Genomic DNA, 19,681 nt, shown 5'->3' on the forward strand with positions numbered 1-19,681 from the left:
CTAAGCGGTTTAAACCCCGTTCAGCAGGAAGCTGTCAAAACAACGGACGGGCCTCTTTTGCTGATGGCGGGAGCGGGAAGCGGAAAGACGCGTGTCCTGACACATAGAATTGCTTATTTAATGGCAGAAAAGCATGTGGCGCCGTGGAACATTCTGGCAATCACATTTACAAATAAAGCGGCACGCGAAATGAAAGAACGTGTGGAAAGCATCCTCGGACCCGGCGCGGACGATATCTGGATTTCCACATTCCACAGCATGTGCGTGCGGATCTTGCGCAGAGATATCGACCGGATTGGGATCAACCGAAATTTCTCCATTCTTGATACGGCTGACCAGCTTTCAGTGATCAAGGGGATTTTGAAGGAGCGCAATCTTGATCCGAAGAAGTTTGACCCGAGAAGCATCCTCGGTACGATCAGCAGTGCGAAAAACGAATTGACCGAACCGGAGGAATTCTCTAAAGTTGCCGGCGGCTACTACGATCAGGTGGTCAGCGATGTATATGCTGATTATCAGAAGAAGCTATTGAAAAACCAGTCGCTCGATTTTGACGATTTGATTATGACGACGATTAAACTGTTTGACCGAGTGCCGGAAGTACTTGAATTTTATCAGCGCAAATTCCAGTACATCCATGTTGATGAGTATCAGGATACGAACAGGGCGCAATACATGCTCGTTAAGCAGCTTGCCGAGCGTTTCCAGAACCTTTGCGTTGTGGGGGATTCAGATCAGTCAATCTACAGATGGCGCGGCGCGGATATCACCAACATCCTTTCATTTGAAAAAGATTATCCGAATGCAAGCGTGATTTTGCTAGAACAAAACTATCGTTCAACGAAACGGATTTTGCGCGCGGCAAACGAGGTCATTAAAAACAACTCTAACCGCAAACCGAAAAATTTGTGGACGGAAAACGATGAAGGCATCAAAATTTCCTATTATAGCGGTGATAATGAATTCGGTGAAGGACAGTTTGTGGCCGGTAAAATTCATCAGCTTCACAGCTCAGGCAAGCGGAAGCTGTCTGATATCGCCATATTATACCGGACAAACGCGCAGTCCCGTGTGATCGAGGAAACGCTTCTCAAAGCGGGCTTGAACTATAACATTGTCGGCGGCACAAAGTTCTATGACAGAAAAGAAATTAAAGACATTCTTGCGTACCTGCGCCTCGTATCCAATCCGGATGACGATATCAGTTTCACGCGCATTGTCAATGTGCCGAAGCGCGGAGTCGGCGCGACATCACTTGAAAAAATCGCTTCGTATGCGGCCATAAACGGCTTGTCATTTTTCCAAGCGATTCAGCAGGTTGATTTTATCGGCGTCAGTGCCAAAGCGGCAAACGCGCTTGACAGCTTTAGACAGATGATTGAAAACCTGACCAATATGCAGGATTACTTATCCATTACAGAGCTGACAGAAGAAATTCTTGATAAGACGGAATACAGAGAAATGCTGAAGGCTGAGAAATCGATCGAAGCCCAAAGCCGTTTAGAAAATATCGACGAGTTCCTGTCTGTTACGAAAAACTTTGAACAGAAAAGTGAAGACAAGACACTCGTTGCGTTCCTGACAGACTTGGCGTTAATCGCAGATATTGATCAGCTCGATCAGAAGGAGGAAGAGTCAGGCGGCAAGGATGCAATCACGCTGATGACACTGCACGCCGCGAAAGGACTGGAGTTCCCGGTTGTTTTCTTGATGGGGCTTGAAGAAGGCGTCTTCCCGCACAGCCGTTCACTCATGGAGGAAGCGGAAATGGAAGAAGAACGCCGCCTTGCGTACGTTGGGATTACAAGGGCGGAACAGGAGCTTTATCTGACCAATGCTAAAATGCGCACCTTGTTTGGCCGGACAAATATGAACCCGGAATCTCGCTTCATTGCTGAAATACCGGATGATTTATTGGAAAACCTAAATGAGAAAAAAGAAACAAGAGCGACGTCTGCGAGAAAAATGCAGCCGAGACGCGGCCCTGTTTCACGCCCGGTATCCTACGCCAGCAAAACAGGCGGCGACACCTTGAACTGGGCAGTCGGAGATAAGGCGGGCCATAAAAAATGGGGAACAGGAACTGTTGTCAGCGTGAAAGGCGAGGGAGAAGGGACGGAGCTCGATATTGCCTTCCCGAGCCCTGTCGGCGTGAAACGCCTGTTAGCAGCATTTGCTCCTATTGAAAAGCAGTAATTGAAGAGAGGAAAGGAAGAAGCAGATGGACAAAGAAACAGCGAAGCAGCGGGCAGAAGAACTGCGCCGCACCATCAACAAGTATAGCTATGAATATTACACCTTAGATGAACCGAGCGTCCCAGATGCCGAATACGACAGATTGATGCAGGAGCTGATTGCGATTGAGGAGGAGCACCCAGACCTCAGAACGCCTGACTCTCCTACGCAGCGCGTCGGCGGAGCTGTGCTTGAAGCGTTTCAGAAAGTCACCCACGGCACACCGATGCTCAGTCTGGGCAACGCCTTTAATGCTGATGATCTTCGTGATTTCGACCGCCGTGTGCGCCAAGCCGTCGGCGACGATGTGGCGTATAATGTGGAGCTGAAAATAGACGGTCTTGCTGTTTCTCTCCGTTATGAAGACGGCTATTTTGTCAGAGGGGCCACAAGAGGTGACGGAACGACGGGAGAGGATATTACGGAGAATCTGAAGACGATCCGCAATATCCCGCTCAAAATGAACCGTGAGCTGTCAATCGAAGTGCGCGGCGAGGCGTATATGCCGAAGCGTTCGTTTGAAGCTCTTAATGAGGAACGAATTAAAAATGAGGAAGAACCGTTCGCCAATCCGCGAAATGCCGCGGCGGGATCACTCAGGCAGCTCGACCCGAAAATTGCAGCGAAACGAAACCTCGATATCTTCGTCTACAGTATAGCGGAGCTTGACGAGATGGGTGTGGAGACGCAAAGCCAAGGGCTTGATTTTCTCGACGAACTCGGATTTAAAACGAATCAGGAACGAAAAAAATGCGGCGACATAGAAGAAGTCATTACGCTGATCGATGAGCTTCAGGCGAAGCGCGCTGACCTGCCGTATGAAATAGACGGCATTGTCATTAAAGTCGATTCCCTCGATCAACAGGAGGAGCTCGGTTTTACGGCGAAAAGCCCGCGCTGGGCCATCGCGTATAAGTTTCCTGCTGAAGAGGTCGTGACGAAGCTTCTTGATATCGAATTAAATGTCGGCAGAACGGGTGTGATCACGCCGACCGCGATTCTTGAGCCGGTAAAAGTTGCCGGCACAACGGTCTCAAGAGCATCCCTTCATAACGAAGATTTAATTAAAGAGAAGGACATTCGGATTTTGGATAAGGTTGTCGTCAAAAAAGCGGGGGATATCATCCCGGAAGTTGTGAATGTCCTCGTTGAACAGCGCACAGGAGAAGAAAAGGAATTCAGCATGCCGACGGAATGTCCTGAATGCGGCAGTGAGCTCGTCCGGATCGAAGGAGAAGTGGCGCTTCGCTGCATAAATCCTGAATGTCCGGCGCAAATCCGGGAAGGGCTGATCCATTTCGTTTCTCGCAATGCCATGAACATTGACGGGCTCGGCGAACGAGTGATCACACAGCTGTTTGAGGAAAACCTTGTCCGCAATGTGGCAGATTTATATAAGCTGACGAAGGAACGAGTCATCCAGCTCGAGCGCATGGGTGAAAAGTCCACTGAAAACCTGATCAGCTCTATCCAAAAATCAAAAGAAAATTCGTTAGAGCGTTTGCTGTTTGGGCTTGGCATCCGTTTTATCGGATCAAAGGCTACAAAGACGCTTGCCATGCATTTTGAAAGCTTGGAGAACCTGAAAAAAGCCTCAAAAGAGGAACTTCTCGCGGTAGATGAAATCGGTGAAAAAATGGCTGATGCTGTGATCACCTATTTTCATAAAGAAGAAATGCTTGAACTCTTGAATGAACTTCAGGAGCTGGGCGTAAACACACTCTACAAAGGCCCGAAAAAAGTAAAAGCAGAGGACAGCGATTCTTACTTTGCCGGTAAAACAATTGTTCTGACAGGAAAGCTGGAAGAGCTGTCAAGAAACGAAGCCAAAGCGCAAATTGAAGCGCTGGGCGGAAAGCTGACTGGAAGCGTCAGCAAAAACACAGACTTGGTCATCGCCGGAGAAGCGGCGGGAAGCAAGCTGACAAAAGCACAAGAGCTGAACATTGAAGTGTGGAATGAAGAACAGTTAATGGGAGAGCTAAAGAAATAAGAGGAGTGTTTTCTATTGAAAAAGACGTTGGCATTGGCGGCAACGGCGGCAGTATTAATGCTGTCTGCCTGCTCGTCAGGTTTCGGGGGGGAGAAGGAGGAAGAGATTACGCAAAAGACGGCGAAATCGTCAGAAAAAGCGATTGTCCCGAAATATAATATCTCTGACTCCTATTACAAAATGGTGCTGCCGTTTAAGGCAGGCAAAGCGCGCGGCTTAACAACGGAACAGCTGAACACAAGGCTGGACATTGACGAATTTGAAACAGGGCTGATGCGTCTTGCCCAAGATTCTTTCTCGACTGACGATTATCTGTTCCAAGAAGGACAATATTTAGATGAGGATACAGTATTAAGCTGGCTGGCCCGGAAAAAAACGGGCTCTGATTTGAAAAAAGCCGAAAAAGAAGATAAAAACTTCAAAAATGAAGGCTTGAACCCGGCGCTCCCGAGTTCTGGTTCAACAGAAGAAAAGAATGAAAGCAGCCCGATTTATTTAGCCTCCATGCTTGAGCACGATTATTTAGTCAGAAAAGACAAGAATTCTATCCAGCTTGGCGGCGTCATGATCGGACTGGCGTTAAACTCCGTGTATTACTATCGTGAAAAAACTGGCGACCCGCAAAAAGAAGTGGAGATTAAAGACAGCACGCTTCGCCAGCAGGGAGAAAAAATTGCACAGGAGGTTATTAACCGCCTCCGTAAAAAGGATAATTTGAAGAATGTGCCGATTACCGTCGCGCTTTATAAGCAGGCGTCAAAAACATCGATTGTGCCGGGGAACTTCATCGCCAAAACAGAGGTCAAAGCAGGCTCTACTGATATCTCAAATTGGGATGACATCAATGAAAAATATGTATTCTATCCGGCGGATACAACCACAGCAGAAAAATACCCGGATGACACCGAGGTCTTTAAGCGGTTCAAAAATTCAATTGAAGAATATTTCCCGAACTATACAGGCGTTGTCGGTACAGCGCTGTATGATAATGATGAAATGAAGAAAATGAAGATTGACATACCAATGCAATTCTACGGAAAAAGTGAAGTTGTCGCGTTTACCCAGTTCTTAACGGGTGAAGTGATGGACTACTACTCTAAGAGCTCAGTTGATGTCGAAGTCAATATCACGTCCTCAGACGGACAGGAAGCGGTCATTATCCGCAATGCTGGAGATAAAGAGCCGACTGTTCACATTTATGACTGATAGAAAACCCTTGTGCCATATTGGCACAAGGGTTTTTATGTTACAATTAACAGGAAAAGGGAAAATATTTCCGCTTCTGCCGAAACACAAATCAAGGGGAGGTATGTTGATGCTGGAAATCGTGTGAAAACAATCATTATCAAATCTATAGCAATGAAAGGATGTTAGACGTGCATAAAGATATCAAAAAAATATTTCATGAAGAGCAGGTTTTGGCAGAAGCTGCAGCGAGATACGGTTTCTCAAAAGATCAGGTGCGTTTTCTGGCTGATGCGGAAAACTATGTATATGAATGTATGAAAGACAATCAACCTTATATTTTAAAGATTACCCATACGATTCGGAGATCTTCTGATTATATAATGGGAGAGATGGAATGGCTCCGTCACCTTGCAATAGGGGGAATTTCAGTAGCCAAACCGCTCCCGTCGCTGAACGGAAAAGACGTAGAAGCAGTGCCGGACGGAAACGGCGGGTCATTTTTATTGAGAGTGTATGAGAAAGCGCCAGGGCAAAAAGTGGATGAATCGGACTGGAATGAAACGCTATTTTATGAGCTTGGCAGATACACAGGCAGCATGCACAGCCTGACAAAAAGCTACAAATTGAGCAATCCCGCTTTCAAAAGACAGGAATGGGATGAAGAGGAGCAATTAAAGCTGAGAAAATATGTGCCTGAAGATCAGATAAAGGTGTTTCAGCAAGCCGATTCTTTGATGAATGAACTGCGGAGGCTCCCGAAAAGCCAGGACAGCTACGGCTTGGTACATGCGGATCTGCACCACGGCAATTTTAACTGGGATCATGGCAAAATCACGGCATTTGATTTTGATGATATCGGCTACAACTGGTTTGTTAACGATATTAGCATTCTTCTCTACAATGTCCTGTGGTATCCTGTTGTGCCATATGATGATAAAGCTGCGTTTACAGAAAAATTTATGACGCATTTTATGAAAGGGTACTGGGAGGAAAATGAGCTTGATCCTGCATGGCTGATGATAATACCTGATTTCCTCCGCCTTCGCCATATGCTGATTTACGGATTGCTGCATCAGATGTTTGACCTTAACACAATAGGAGAAGAGGAAAAAGAAATGCTGGCCGGTTTCAGAAGAGATATAGAGAATGGCACGCCGATTACAGCATTTGATTTTTCAGCACTGGTGTAGATAGAAAAAGCCAATGGGATTCCAGTCCCATTGGCTTTTATAATGTATCACACTTCACGCCGACTACGCCTTCAATGGCTTTAATGTCATAGTAGACATCGGTCGTGTATCTGTTTTTATGGACGCGGACCTTCACTTCCATAATTGGAAAATCCTTTTCGCCCAGGTCGTCGATCCGAACGGAGTGTGCTTTGATATCTCTTCTTTTCATTTCTTTTAAAATCTCTGTCATTTTGTCTTTATCAGAAAGTGACATTCTGATGCGGATGTCTTTTTCCTGCAGGCGGTCGGGGCCGATTTTTCTGACCACCCATGGGAGAAATTCCACACTGATCAGGATGAACAGAAGACTGGCAAACGCTTCTTTATAAAAACCGGCTCCCGTAGCCAGCCCGAGCCCCGCTGCCCCCCAGATCATGGCCGATGTCGTCAGGCCGGAAATGACATCATTGCTTTTTCGCAGGATGACACCGGCGCCGATAAACCCGACGCCGGAGATGATTTGTGCCGGCAGACGAAGCGGATCCATCATGATGCGGTAGTATTTAGGGAAATGATATGCCGCATTAATACTGACGATCGTCAGCATGCATGAGCTGACTGCGATGACGATACAGGTTTTTAATCCGAGCGGCTTATTTTTTAATTCGCGTTCAAGCCCGATGACCATGCCAATCAATGTGGCAATGCCCAATTTCAATAAAATATCAGGATCAATATACCAGCTCAACAGCAACTTCCCCCTTCTCTAAGGTGTTTTTAAATAAATATGATTTTCTCACAGTATTTATAGCAAAACAAGAGCACAAAAGCCACCAAGCTGCGCTTGATGGCTTATTGCTTACTTTTTGCGTTTTAACAGCTTTTCCATGACACCGAATAATCGGTAAGAGGCTTTTGCAGGACGTTTTGTGATCATGCTGACAATGATGCCGGCAATCATACTGAGAATAAACCCAGGGATGATTTCGTACACACCGGTTGATTTTGCCAGGCCGGTTGTAATCCAGATCAACACGGTCGCAGCCCCGACAATCATGGCAGCAAGCGCGCCCCATTCGTTCATTCGCTTCCAATACAGACTGAGCAGAATCGCTGGCCCGAAAGCTGAACCGAAGCCGGCCCAAGCGTATCCGACCAAATCAAGAATGGTGCTGTTCGGGTTCAATGATAAGAGTACCGCGATAACGGCAATGACTAAGACGGACAAACGCCCGATCATGACCAATTCTTTATCAGAAGCTTTTCGTCTGAAAAATGACCGGTATAAATCCTCTGTTACAGCACTTGCTGTGACTAAGAGCTGTGAGGAAATCGAACTCATGATGGCAGCCAAAATAGCTGACAATAAGAACCCTGTAATTAATGGGTGGAACAAGATTTTAGAGAAGATAATGAAAATCATCTCCGGATCCTTTACAGCAACTCCGAATTTATGGGCGTATGCAACACCGATTAAACCCGTCAGCACGGAACCTAGAACTGTAATGATCATCCAGCTCATACCGATTCGGCGTGCAGGTTTTAAATCTTTAATGTCTTTAATGGCCATAAATCGGACGATGATATGAGGCTGGCCGTAGTAGCCCAACCCCCAGGCTAAATAGGAAATAATGCTAATGACGCTCGCGCCTTTAAAAATATCCAATAAATGTGGATTAACAGCGTCGATTTCATGGAAAGTCGGAGCAACGCCGCCCACATGGGTAAAAGCAACGATCGGCACAAGCACTAGTGCTGCAAACATGATCGCACCCTGCACGAAGTCAGTCAGACTGACAGCAAGGAAACCGCCAAACAGTGTGTATAACACGACAACTGCAGTGGTCAGAAACAAGCCTAATTTGTAATCCGCACCAAAAGCAGATTCAAACAGCCGTCCGCCAGATACCATACCGGAAGAGGTATACAATGTGAAAAAGATCATGATGATCAATGCAGATACGATTTTCAGCAGTGATGAAGAATGCTGGAATCGTTTATCAAAGAAATCAGGAATCGTAATCGCATCATCCGCCGCTTCCGTATAAGCACGCAGCCTTGGAGCCAGCAGCAAGTAATTTGAGTACGCCCCGATTGTAAGACCTAAAGCAAGCCATAAGGTGGACAGCCCTGTCGCAAACATCGCGCCGGGAACACCCATCAGCATCCATCCGCTCATATCGGCCGCACCGGCAGACAAAGCAGTAACGAATGGTCCGAGGCCTCTTCCTCCAAGCATGTAATCATTGATGTCAGTGGTTTTCTTGAATGCATACCAGCCGATTAACAGCATGGCAATAAAGTAAATTCCTAAAGATATAATAATTTCAATACTCACGTTTTACCCTCTCTTCATTTCTAATAATGTTGCATCACCTCTCAAATTGATGGTGCCAGTTAAGCAGCCTGGCGTAAGTGCAAATCAAAAGAAATTCTTTTGCGGGTGCACTTGGTAACTTAACCTAACAAAGTATTCCCGGCCATTCAAGCGATGAAACCTTGATCATGAGCGAGAAATACCGTTACAAACCTAGAAGGGAATAAAGAATAAAACGCTTTCAAAAAATAATTAAAGTAAAAATATTCAGAAAAATATTTCGTTTCTCCTTCTCCTCATTTTAGTATAAAATATATAGGGTATTGTTTCGAAAACACAGGCCTGTCTTAAGGCGTTTTGTTGCTTTAAAGGGCTTGTTTTTGATATGATCAGTATTATATGACTTAACGGAGAAATATGTGGAGGTGGATCATATGTCACGAATTTCAATAGAAGAAGTAAAGCACGTTGCGCACCTTGCAAGACTTGCGATTACTGAAGAAGAAGCAAAAATGTTCACTGAACAGCTCGACAGTATCATTTCATTTGCCGAGGAGCTTAATGAGGTTAACACAGACAATGTGGAGCCTACAACTCACGTGCTGAAAATGAAAAATGTCATGAGAGAAGATGAAGCGGGTAAAGGTCTTCCGGTTGAGGATGTCATGAAAAATGCGCCTGACCATAAAGACGGCTATATTCGTGTGCCATCAATTCTGGACTAAAGGAGGGACACAAGAATGTCATTATTTGATCATAAAATCACAGAATTAAAACAGCTCATACATAAAAAAGAAATTAAGATTTCTGATCTGGTTGACGAATCTTATAAACGCATCCAAGCGGTTGATGATAAGGTACAAGCCTTTTTGGCATTAGATGAAGAAAGAGCGCGCGCATACGCGAAGGAGCTTGATGAGGCGGTTGACGGCCGTTCTGAGCACGGTCTTCTTTTCGGTATGCCGATCGGCGTGAAAGATAATATCGTAACAAAAGGGCTGCGCACAACATGCTCCAGCAAAATTCTCGAAAACTTTGACCCGATCTATGACGCTACTGTCGTTCAGCGCCTTCAAGACGCTGAAGCGGTCACAATCGGAAAACTGAACATGGACGAATTCGCCATGGGGTCATCTACCGAAAACTCTGCTTACAAGCTGACGAAAAACCCTTGGAACCTGGATACAGTTCCCGGCGGTTCAAGCGGCGGATCTGCGGCTGCGGTTGCTGCGGGAGAAGTTCCGTTTTCTCTTGGATCTGACACAGGCGGCTCCATCCGTCAGCCGGCATCTTTCTGCGGCGTTGTCGGATTAAAACCTACATACGGACGTGTATCTCGTTACGGCCTGGTCGCATTTGCGTCTTCATTAGACCAAATCGGGCCGATTACACGTACGGTTGAGGATAACGCGTTTTTACTTCAAGCGATTTCCGGCGTAGACAAAATGGACTCCACGAGTGCAAATGTGGACGTGCCTGATTTTCTTTCTTCATTAACTGGCGACATCAAGGGACTGAAAATCGCCGTTCCGAAAGAATACCTTGGTGAAGGTGTCGGCAAAGAAGCGAGAGAATCTGTCCTGGCAGCGCTAAAAGTTCTTGAAGGCCTCGGCGCTACATGGGAAGAAGTGTCTCTTCCGCACAGTAAATACGCGCTTGCGACATATTATCTGCTGTCATCTTCTGAAGCGTCAGCGAACCTTGCACGCTTTGACGGCATCCGCTACGGCTACCGCACAGACAACGCGGATAACCTGATCGACCTTTACAAGCAAACGCGCGCTGAAGGTTTTGGAAATGAAGTCAAACGCCGCATCATGCTTGGAACGTTTGCTTTAAGTTCAGGCTACTACGATGCGTACTACAAAAAAGCGCAAAAAGTGCGTACGTTGATTAAGAAGGATTTCGAGGACGTATTTGAAAAATATGATGTTATTGTTGGACCGACTACACCGACACCTGCGTTTAAAATCGGTGAAAACACGAAGGATCCGCTCACAATGTACGCAAACGATATCTTAACGATTCCGGTCAACCTTGCCGGCGTACCGGGAATCAGCGTGCCATGCGGATTAGCAGACGGACTTCCGCTCGGCCTGCAAATCATCGGAAAACACTTTGACGAAAGCACTGTATACCGCGTTGCTCATGCATTTGAACAAGCGACAGACCATCATAAAGCAAAACCTGAACTGTAAGGGGTGAAAAGAATTGAACTTTGAAACGGTAATCGGACTTGAAGTCCACGTTGAGTTAAAAACAAAATCAAAAATTTTCTCAAGCTCTCCAACGCCATTCGGCGCGGAGGCGAATACGCAGACAAGCGTTATTGACCTCGGATATCCGGGCGTCCTGCCTGTTCTGAACAAAGAAGCCGTTGAATTCGCAATGAAAGCCGCTATGGCGCTCAACTGTGAGATCGCAACGGATACGAAGTTTGACCGCAAAAACTATTTCTATCCTGATAACCCGAAAGCGTATCAGATTTCTCAATTTGATAAGCCAATCGGCGAAAACGGCTGGATCGAAATTGAAGTCGGCGGCAAAACAAAACGCATCGGCATCACGCGCCTTCATCTTGAAGAGGATGCCGGAAAACTGACGCATACGGGCGACGGCTATTCCCTTGTTGACTTCAACCGCCAAGGAACGCCGCTTGTTGAGATCGTATCAGAGCCGGACATCCGCACGCCGGAAGAAGCGTACGCGTATCTTGAAAAGCTGAAATCCATCATCCAGTATACAGGCGTTTCTGACTGTAAAATGGAAGAAGGCTCACTTCGCTGTGACGCCAATATCTCTCTTCGTCCGATCGGCCAAGAGGAATTCGGCACAAAAACAGAATTGAAAAACTTGAACTCCTTTGCGTTTGTTCAAAAAGGCCTTGAGCATGAAGAAAAACGCCAAGAGCAGGTTCTTCTTTCCGGCGGCGTCATCCAGCAAGAAACTCGCCGTTATGATGAAGCAACGAAGAAAACCATTCTTATGCGTGTCAAAGAGGGATCTGACGACTACCGTTACTTCCCAGAGCCGGATCTAGTCGAGCTCTACATTGATGATGAATGGAAGGAACGCGTAAAAGCAAGCATTCCCGAGCTTCCGGATGAGCGCCGCAAGCGTTATATCGAAGAGCTTGGCTTGCCTGCATATGACGCGATGGTTCTGACGCTGACAAAAGAAATGGCTGATTTCTTCGAAGAAACCGTTCAAAAAGGCGCTGAAGCCAAACAAGCGTCTAACTGGCTGATGGGTGAAGTGTCAGCTTACCTAAACGCTGAGCAAAAAGAGCTTGCCGACGTTGCCCTGACACCTGAAGGCCTTGCCGGCATGATCAAATTGATTGAAAAAGGAACCATTTCTTCTAAGATCGCGAAGAAAGTGTTTAAAGAATTGATTGAAAAAGGCGGCGACGCTGAGAAGATTGTGAAAGAGAAAGGCCTTGTTCAGATTTCTGACGAAGGCGTGCTTCTGAAGCTTGTCACTGAGGCACTTGACAACAATCCTCAATCAATCGAAGACTTTAAAAACGGAAAAGACCGCGCGATCGGCTTCCTAGTCGGACAGATTATGAAAGCGTCCAAAGGACAAGCCAACCCGCCGATGGTCAACAAAATTCTGCTTGAAGAAATTAAAAAACGCTAATAAAAAAGCAGCCCTTAGAGGCTGCTTTTTTATGGTCAAATTGAGATAAAGACAGAGATGAGGGCACGAAGCCTTTCAACTTCTTTGTCGTTGGTTCCGGTCAAATTGGACAGCATGCCTTTAATAATCGGCTTGCGCGGTTTATCCTGAGTCAATTCTTCCTCGATAACATCAAGTGACACGGTGATATCCTCGGGCAGCGTGCTGTTTTCTTTCACTTTCTGAATGTCCTCAAGCAGCTGGTCCTTCCCCGCAGGCATCGGGTTGAAAATGTCTTTTGACACAATCGGATTGAGTGCAGAACGGCTCAGCCCCTGTACAAGATCATCCAGTCTCTCAATAATAAAGGCTGAGATTTCTTCTGCATCGATATTAAGCTCACCGTTAAATACCATCACGTTCATATAAGAATGCACAATGCCTCTTGCCATGATGGACAGATCTGCGACATACCGCTCGATTCCTTCGCCATAGGATACCAGCAAGGCGTTCCGGTACAGCTTATCCGTCTCCATGGTTACTTTGTAAAAGTATTGCTTGATTTCTTGATTTTCCGGAATGATATTTTCGGTAAGCAAAAGAACGATAAAATCTTTATGATCACGAAAATCCTCAAATTGAGCGCCAATTTGTTTTTTCAAAACTTCTTTAGGCGGCTTTCCTGCGAGATCTTCTTCTATATTTTTCATTTTGTTCATAGACATACCGATATAATATTCACAGGCAGATAACAGCAGCGCTTCTTTCGATTTGAAGTGCAAATAAAAAGCGCCCTTCGAAATGCCGCATTCACTGGCGATTTCTTGGATCGTCGTAGCTGCGAATCCTTTTTTCGCAAATAAACGAATGCTGGTTTTTATGATTCTCTCTTTTTTTTCATTCATGACGTGCTTCCCCTTAATCCTTGAAAAATTTAGTAAAATTTTCTGGTATATGAGTTGACGTTGTTGCGTTATAACGTTTAGTATTATATAGAATGACCAGTCAGTCAATAAAAAATGTAATGGAGGATATGATGAATCACGTTATTAATTTCGTTCTGAAAAACAAATTCGCCGTATGGCTGATGACGATTATTGTAACGGCAGCCGGCTTGTATGCGGGTATGAATATGAAGCAAGAGTCTATTCCTGACGTGAACATGCCTTACTTGACGATCAGCACGACATATCCGGGTGCGACACCAAGCCAAGTGGCTGATGAAGTGACCAAACCGGTTGAACAAGCCGTACAGAACTTGGACGGTGTCAGCGTTGTGACGTCGACGTCCTATGAAAACGCATCGTCGGTCATGATTGAATATGATTATGAGAAAGATATGGACAAAGCGAAAACAGAAGCAGCTGAAGCGTTAGAAAACGTCAACCTGCCTGATGACGCGAAGGATCCGGAGATTTCACGCTACAGCTTGAACTCATTCCCGATTCTGACGTTAAGTGTGTCCAGTGATAAAGATAACCTGCAAGAGCTGACGAAACAAGTGGAGGACAGCCTCGTTTCTAAGCTTGAAGGCATAGAAGGCGTTGCGTCCGTCCAAGTATCGGGCCAGCAGGTGGAAGAGGTTGAATTCTCTTTCAAAGAAGACAAACTGAAGGAATACGGCCTTGATGAAGATACTGTGAAGAAAGTGATTCAAGGTTCAGATGTGACAACTCCGCTTGGATTGTACACATTCGGAAATGAAGAAAAATCTGTCGTCGTCAGCGGCGATATTGAAACAATTAAAGATTTGAAGAATATGAGAATCCCGACGGCATCAGCTTCAAGTGCAGGCAGCAGTGCAACATCTCAAGCGGCGGCGCAGAGTGCACAGGCAGCCCAAAGCGCACAAGCGGCAGCGCAGGCGCAGCAAAGCGCAAGCACAGCAGTGCCGACGGTCAAGCTTTCTGACATTGCCACAATTAAAGATGTGAAAAAAGCTGAATCTGTTTCACGCACAAATGGCAAAGACAGCATCGGCATCAATATCGTCAAAGCAAACGATGCGAATACGGTGGAGGTTGCCGACAATGTCAAAGCTGAGCTGAAGAAGTTCAAAGAAGACCATAAAGGCTTCAATTACAGCGCAACTCTCGACATGGCGGAGCCGATCACACAGTCAGTTGACACGATGTTAAGCAAAGCCATCTTCGGTGCTATTTTTGCGATTGTGATTATTCTCTTATTCTTAAGAGATATCAAATCAACATTAATTTCTGTTGTTTCAATTCCATTATCATTGCTGATCGCACTCCTTGTGCTGCAGCAGCTTGATATCACATTGAATATTATGACGCTCGGCGCAATGACCGTTGCCATCGGACGTGTAGTCGATGACTCCATCGTTGTCATCGAGAACATTTACCGCCGCATGAGACTCAAAGATGAGCCGCTCCGCGGAAAAGCATTGGTTCGTGAAGCGACGAAGGAAATGTTTAAACCGATCATGTCATCGACGATCGTGACAATCGCGGTATTCCTGCCGCTCGCACTTGTTGGCGGACAAATCGGTGAATTGTTTATTCCGTTTGCCTTAACGATTGTTTTTGCGCTTGCCGCATCCCTGGTGATTTCAATCACGCTTGTGCCGATGCTCGCACACAGCCTGTTCAAAAAATCATTAACCGGTGCGCCGATTAAAGCGAAAGAACACAAACCAGGCAGACTTGCAAACATCTATAAAAAAGTATTGAACTGGGCGCTGAGCCACAAATGGATCACGTCTATCATCGCTGTTCTGATGCTCCTTGGAAGCTTGTTCCTCGTACCGTTAATCGGTGCCAGCTACCTGCCGTCCGAGGAAGAAAAAACGATGCAGCTCACATACAGCCCAGAACCGGGTGAAACGAAAAAAGAAGCCGAAAATGAAGCTGAAAAAGCGGAAAAAATCCTGCTTGACCGCAAGCATGTCGATACGGTTCAGTATTCATTAGGCTCTGGCAGCCCGCTTGCCGGAGGAGATTCTAACGGCGCGTTATTCTATATCAAATATGAAAGCGACACACCTGACTTTGATAAAGAAAAAGATAACGTTCTGAAGGAAATCCAAAAGCAATCTGACCGCGGAGAATGGAAGTCACAGGACTTCAGCTCTTCAGGCAATAACAACGAATTAACATACTATGTGTATGGCGATTCTGAAAACGATATTAAAGACACGGTCAAAGACATTGAAAAAATCATGAAAGATGAAAAGGATCTGAAAAACGTAAACTCAGGCCTTTCCAGCACATATGATGAGTACACATTTGTCGCTGACCAAGAAAAACTAAGTAAACTCGGTTTAACTGCGTCTCAAATTTCTCAGGCCTTAATGTCACAAACATCGCAAGAACCGCTCACCACCGTGAAAAAAGACGGCAAAGAGCTTGATGTGAACATTAAGACAGAAAAAGACGAGTATAAGAGTGTGAAAGATTTAGAGAATAAAAAGATCACTTCCGCGACTGGCCAGGAAGTCAAAATCGGCGATGTGGCAAAAGTGAAAGAAGGATCAACATCAGATACCGTGTCAAAACGTGACGGAAAAGTCTATGCGGATGTCACAGGTGAGGTTACATCTGACAACGTCACAGCCGTATCAGCTGCTATCCAGAAGAAAATCGATAAGCTAGACCATCCTGATAACGTATCGATTGACACAGGCGGTGTATCAGCGGATATCGCTGATTCCTTCACGAAGCTCGGTTTAGCGATGCTGGCAGCAATAGCGATCGTTTACCTTGTGCTCGTGATTACCTTCGGCGGAGCATTAGCGCCATTTGCGATCCTGTTCTCATTGCCGTTCACAATCATCGGTGCCCTGGTTGGACTTTACGTATCAGGTGAAACGATCAGCCTGAACGCAATGATCGGTATGCTTATGCTGATCGGTATCGTTGTGACGAATGCGATTGTCTTAATTGACCGCGTGATTCATAAGGAAGCGGAAGGCTTGTCTACGAGAGAAGCGCTTCTGGAAGCCGGCTCTACACGACTCCGTCCGATCCTGATGACAGCCATTGCGACAATCGGCGCCTTGATTCCATTAGCGCTCGGCTTCGAAGGCGGAAGCCAGGTCATTTCAAAAGGACTCGGCGTCACGGTTATCGGCGGTTTAATCAGTTCAACGCTTCTGACGCTCTTGATCGTGCCAATCGTATATGAAGTATTGGCGAAGTTCCGCAAGAAAAAACCGGGAACGGAAGAAGAGTAAAAAAACAAAAAGCCTCAGCTCTGCTGGGGCTTTTGTGCGTTTTCACCTGTAAGATTATGTACATTTTGTTGCGATTTTTTTAACTCATAGTATAATTAAAGGTTGTTAGTGTAAAAATGGATCGGATACTCTTAAGTAGGATGATGAGATAATGAAACGTGCACGCATAATATACAATCCGACTTCAGGACGGGAGATTTTTAAAAAGCATCTTGCCCAGGTCCTGCAAAAATTTGAACAAGCCGGCTATGAAACTTCCACCCATGCCACGACATGCGCAGGAGACGCTACACACGCTGCCAAGGAAGCGGCATTGCGTGAGTTTGACCTGATCATTGCGGCAGGCGGAGACGGAACGATCAACGAGGTCGTCAACGGGCTTGCGCCTTTAGACAACCGTCCGACACTCGGTGTGATTCCAGTTGGCACAACAAACGACTTCGCCAGAGCGCTCGGCATTCCGCGAGAGGATATTTTAAAAGCGGCAGATACGGTCATTAACGGCGTCGCCCGCCCGATTGATATCGGACAGGTCAACGGCCAGTATTTTATCAATATCGCCGGAGGAGGCCGCCTGACGGAGCTGACGTACGACGTGCCAAGCAAACTCAAAACAATGCTAGGCCAGCTTGCTTATTATTTAAAGGGAATGGAAATGCTGCCTTCACTTCGTCCGACAGAAGTCGAGATTGAATATGACGGCAAGCTGTTTCAAGGTGAAATCATGCTGTTTTTGGTCACGCTGACAAATTCCGTCGGCGGGTTCGAAAAGCTCGCGCCGGATTCCAGCCTGAATGACGGCATGTTTGATTTGATGATATTAAAGAAAGCAAACCTTGCTGAATTTATCAGGGTCGCCACGATGGCGCTTCGCGGCGAACATATCAACGACCAGCACATTATTTATACAAAAGCGAACCGCGTGAAAGTCAATGTATCAGAAAAGATGCAGCTGAACCTGGACGGCGAGTACGGCGGCATGCTGCCGGGCGAATTCGTGAATCTGTATCGACACATTCACGTCGTCATGCCGAAGGAGAAAGCGGAACAGCTGGATGACTAAAACTTGGCTTTGTAAGCCAAGCTCAGAATGTTGACAAAATCCTAAAACAGTTTTCGTTTTAGGATTTTGTCATCTTTTCAGCGTGATTGAAAACCTTTGAAGTCTAGGAAGGACGAGCATTGGAGCGTACTTCCGCAGGATGCGGTGACAGCGGCGTTTGAGCAGGATGCTCTAGTTTTTAGCCGCTGGTCTTTTTACGTGAGCACCGAAGCACAGGACTGACAACGAATGCGAAGGTTTGCCTACACGCTGAAACTTGGCTTGAATAGGCCAAGTTTTTCTTTCGCTTAAAACTAGAGGTGATTATAGATGAAAATGAAACCCCCAGTAGAAAAAAACGAATACTATGACGTGACATTTGAGGATTTGACGCACGAAGGAGCGGGCGTCGCAAAGGTACAGGGATTCCCGATATTCGTGCCGAACGCCCTGCCGGAGGAAAAAGCCCAAATCAAAGTGACACGTGTAAAAAAAGGGTTCGCCTTCGGCCGCCTGATCGAGCTGAAGGAAGAAAGCCCGCATAGAACCGACGCTCCATGCCCGATTTACAAGCAATGCGGCGGCTGCCAGCTTCAGCACATGACCTACGAAGGCCAGCTCCTGTTTAAACAGAAGCAAGTCAAAGACGTCTTAGAACGCATCGGCAAGCTGGACCTTTCAAACGTCACCGTGCATCCGACACTCGGCATGGAAGACCCGTGGAACTACAGAAACAAAGCACAGGTGCCGGTAGGAGAACGGGAAGGCGGACTCGTCGCGGGATTCTATCAGCAAAGAAGCCATGACATCATCGACATGAGCGCCTGCCTGATCCAGCAATCCAAAAACGACGAAGCCGTCCAAGCTGTCAAAGACATTTGCGCAAACTATGGCATCAAAGCCTACAACGAAGAACGCCACAAAGGCTGGCTTCGCCACATCATGGTCAGATACGGTGTGGTAACGGGAGAAATGATGATCGTCTTCATCACAAGAACAAACGATTTCCCGCACAAAGCGAAGATCATCGAAGACATCACAGGGCAATTCCCGCACGTTAAATCAATCGTGCAAAACATCAACCCAAACAAAACAAACGTCATTTTTGGCAACGAAACAAACGTCATCTGGGGCGAAGAATACATCTACGACCTCATCGGAGACGTCAAATTCGCCATTTCCGCCAGATCGTTCTACCAGATCAACCCGGAGCAGACAAAAGTGCTCTACGACAAAGCGCTTGAGTACGCGGAGCTTCAAGGTGAAGAAACCGTCATCGACGCCTACTGCGGCATCGGAACGATTTCTCTATTTCTGGCGAAGCAGGCGAAAAAAGTGTACGGTGTAGAGATTGTGCCGGAGGCAATTGAGGACGCAAAGCGAAACGCAGAATTAAACGGCATCACAAACGCAGAATTTGCAGTCGGGGAAGCGGAAACCGTGATTCCAAAGTGGTATGAAGAAGGCATTACAGCTGATACGCTAGTCGTCGACCCACCAAGAAAAGGCTGCGACGAAGCCCTCCTACGCACGATTGTAGAGATGAAACCGAAGCGGGTTGTGTACGTGTCCTGTAATCCTGGCACGCTTGCGAGAGATTTGCGGGTGCTTGAGGATGGCGGGTATGCGACGCGCGAAGTGCAGCCAGTGGATATGTTTCCGCATACGAATCATGTGGAGTGTTGTGCATTGCTTGTACTAAACGACGAATAACCAACACTAAGTAAAAGAACATACAAATTAGACACAGAATTCATGAGAATTATTGAGCAAAAAAAGAAGACGTATATTGATCCGAGAACCTGTAAAAGATTCTCGGACTCCCATCTTCTTTTATTTTTTTCTGTTCGATTTATAAGTTTGGTGTACCATTTTTTCATCTAGGACAGGTTTTTGAGTGATTCCTTAATTTGCTGAA

General features: G+C 46.2%; 12 protein-coding genes and 1 pseudogene. 10 read left to right on the forward strand and 3 right to left on the reverse strand.

Annotated elements, in window-relative coordinates:
* From pcrA to AC0OMU_RS00255, 4 genes are all read left to right on the forward strand, one after another.
* A partial coding sequence (gene pcrA, locus AC0OMU_RS00240; RefSeq protein WP_474240808.1) for a DNA helicase PcrA occupies positions 1–2,196 on the forward strand: 2,196 nt, incomplete at its 5' end.
* A gap of 25 nt (positions 2,197–2,221) precedes the next feature.
* Positions 2,222–4,228, forward strand: a complete 2,007-nt coding sequence (ligA, locus tag AC0OMU_RS00245) for an NAD-dependent DNA ligase LigA (protein WP_474240809.1) — start codon at positions 2,222–2,224, stop codon at positions 4,226–4,228.
* A gap of 15 nt (positions 4,229–4,243) precedes the next feature.
* Entirely contained in the window at positions 4,244–5,434 is a 1,191-nt protein-coding gene (locus AC0OMU_RS00250) for a CamS family sex pheromone protein (protein WP_076458660.1), read from the forward strand.
* Positions 5,435–5,595: 161 nt separating this feature from the next.
* Positions 5,596–6,606, forward strand: a complete 1,011-nt coding sequence (locus tag AC0OMU_RS00255; protein WP_080030642.1) for a phosphotransferase enzyme family protein — start codon at positions 5,596–5,598, stop codon at positions 6,604–6,606.
* 37 nt (positions 6,607–6,643) lie between these two features.
* On the opposite strand, the gene AC0OMU_RS00260 is transcribed toward AC0OMU_RS00255, so the two are convergent.
* Positions 6,644–7,342, reverse strand: a complete 699-nt coding sequence (locus AC0OMU_RS00260; RefSeq protein WP_010886431.1) for an MgtC/SapB family protein — start codon at positions 7,340–7,342, stop codon at positions 6,644–6,646.
* A 105-nt stretch (positions 7,343–7,447) separates the two neighbouring features.
* Positions 7,448–8,926 carry a proline transporter OpuE gene (gene opuE, locus AC0OMU_RS00265; protein ID WP_003242814.1) on the reverse strand — a complete coding sequence of 493 codons (1,479 nt, stop codon included), beginning with the start codon at positions 8,924–8,926 and terminating at the stop codon, positions 7,448–7,450.
* 413 nt (positions 8,927–9,339) lie between these two features.
* Between opuE and gatC the strand changes: the two genes are divergently transcribed.
* Genes gatC through gatB form a run of 3 tightly spaced genes read left to right on the forward strand, consistent with a single transcriptional unit; the run spans position 9,340 to position 12,547 of the window.
* Complete coding sequence (gatC, locus tag AC0OMU_RS00270) at positions 9,340–9,630, forward strand: Asp-tRNA(Asn)/Glu-tRNA(Gln) amidotransferase subunit GatC (RefSeq protein WP_003219442.1); 291 nt, start codon at positions 9,340–9,342, stop codon at positions 9,628–9,630.
* A 15-nt stretch (positions 9,631–9,645) separates the two neighbouring features.
* Positions 9,646–11,103 carry an Asp-tRNA(Asn)/Glu-tRNA(Gln) amidotransferase subunit GatA gene (gatA, locus tag AC0OMU_RS00275; protein WP_003242878.1) on the forward strand — a complete coding sequence of 486 codons (1,458 nt, stop codon included), beginning with the start codon at positions 9,646–9,648 and terminating at the stop codon, positions 11,101–11,103.
* 13 nt (positions 11,104–11,116) lie between these two features.
* A complete protein-coding gene (gatB, locus tag AC0OMU_RS00280) occupies positions 11,117–12,547 on the forward strand; it encodes an Asp-tRNA(Asn)/Glu-tRNA(Gln) amidotransferase subunit GatB (protein ID WP_003219444.1) in 1,431 nt (476 codons plus the stop codon).
* Here the strand turns inward: gatB and AC0OMU_RS00285 are convergent.
* Positions 12,534–13,431 (reverse strand): annotated as a pseudogene (locus AC0OMU_RS00285) (TetR/AcrR family transcriptional regulator). The gene gatB and the pseudogene AC0OMU_RS00285 overlap by 14 nt on opposite strands.
* A 131-nt stretch (positions 13,432–13,562) precedes the next feature.
* Here AC0OMU_RS00285 and srfP point away from each other — a divergent pair.
* The 3 genes from srfP to rlmD all read left to right on the forward strand — a co-directional run bounded on the left by srfP (position 13,563) and on the right by rlmD (position 19,476).
* Complete coding sequence (gene srfP, locus AC0OMU_RS00290) at positions 13,563–16,721, forward strand: surfactin resistance protein SrfP (protein ID WP_327844127.1); 3,159 nt, start codon at positions 13,563–13,565, stop codon at positions 16,719–16,721.
* Between the two features lie 151 nt (positions 16,722–16,872).
* Positions 16,873–17,784, forward strand: a complete 912-nt coding sequence (locus tag AC0OMU_RS00295) for a diacylglycerol kinase (protein WP_003233894.1) — start codon at positions 16,873–16,875, stop codon at positions 17,782–17,784.
* A 309-nt stretch (positions 17,785–18,093) separates the two neighbouring features.
* Complete coding sequence (gene rlmD, locus AC0OMU_RS00300; protein ID WP_474240810.1) at positions 18,094–19,476, forward strand: 23S rRNA (uracil(1939)-C(5))-methyltransferase RlmD; 1,383 nt, start codon at positions 18,094–18,096, stop codon at positions 19,474–19,476.
* Positions 19,477–19,681 lie beyond the last annotated feature (205 nt).

It is taken from the genome of Bacillus sp. FAU18, from assembly GCF_056033885.1.

What these genes read in the sequence shown, in the direction of transcription:
- srfP (WP_327844127.1), top strand. Translation starts at nt 13,563, where the DNA reads ATGAATCACGTTATTAATTTCGTTCTGAAAAACAAATTCGCCGTATGG.
- rlmD (WP_474240810.1), top strand. Translation starts at nt 18,094, where the DNA reads ATGAAAATGAAACCCCCAGTAGAAAAAAACGAATACTATGACGTGACA.
- gatA (WP_003242878.1), top strand. Translation starts at nt 9,646, where the DNA reads ATGTCATTATTTGATCATAAAATCACAGAATTAAAACAGCTCATACAT.
- AC0OMU_RS00295 (WP_003233894.1), top strand. Translation starts at nt 16,873, where the DNA reads ATGAAACGTGCACGCATAATATACAATCCGACTTCAGGACGGGAGATT.
- gatC (WP_003219442.1), top strand. Translation starts at nt 9,340, where the DNA reads ATGTCACGAATTTCAATAGAAGAAGTAAAGCACGTTGCGCACCTTGCA.
- AC0OMU_RS00255 (WP_080030642.1), top strand. Translation starts at nt 5,596, where the DNA reads ATGTTAGACGTGCATAAAGATATCAAAAAAATATTTCATGAAGAGCAG.
- ligA (WP_474240809.1), top strand. Translation starts at nt 2,222, where the DNA reads ATGGACAAAGAAACAGCGAAGCAGCGGGCAGAAGAACTGCGCCGCACC.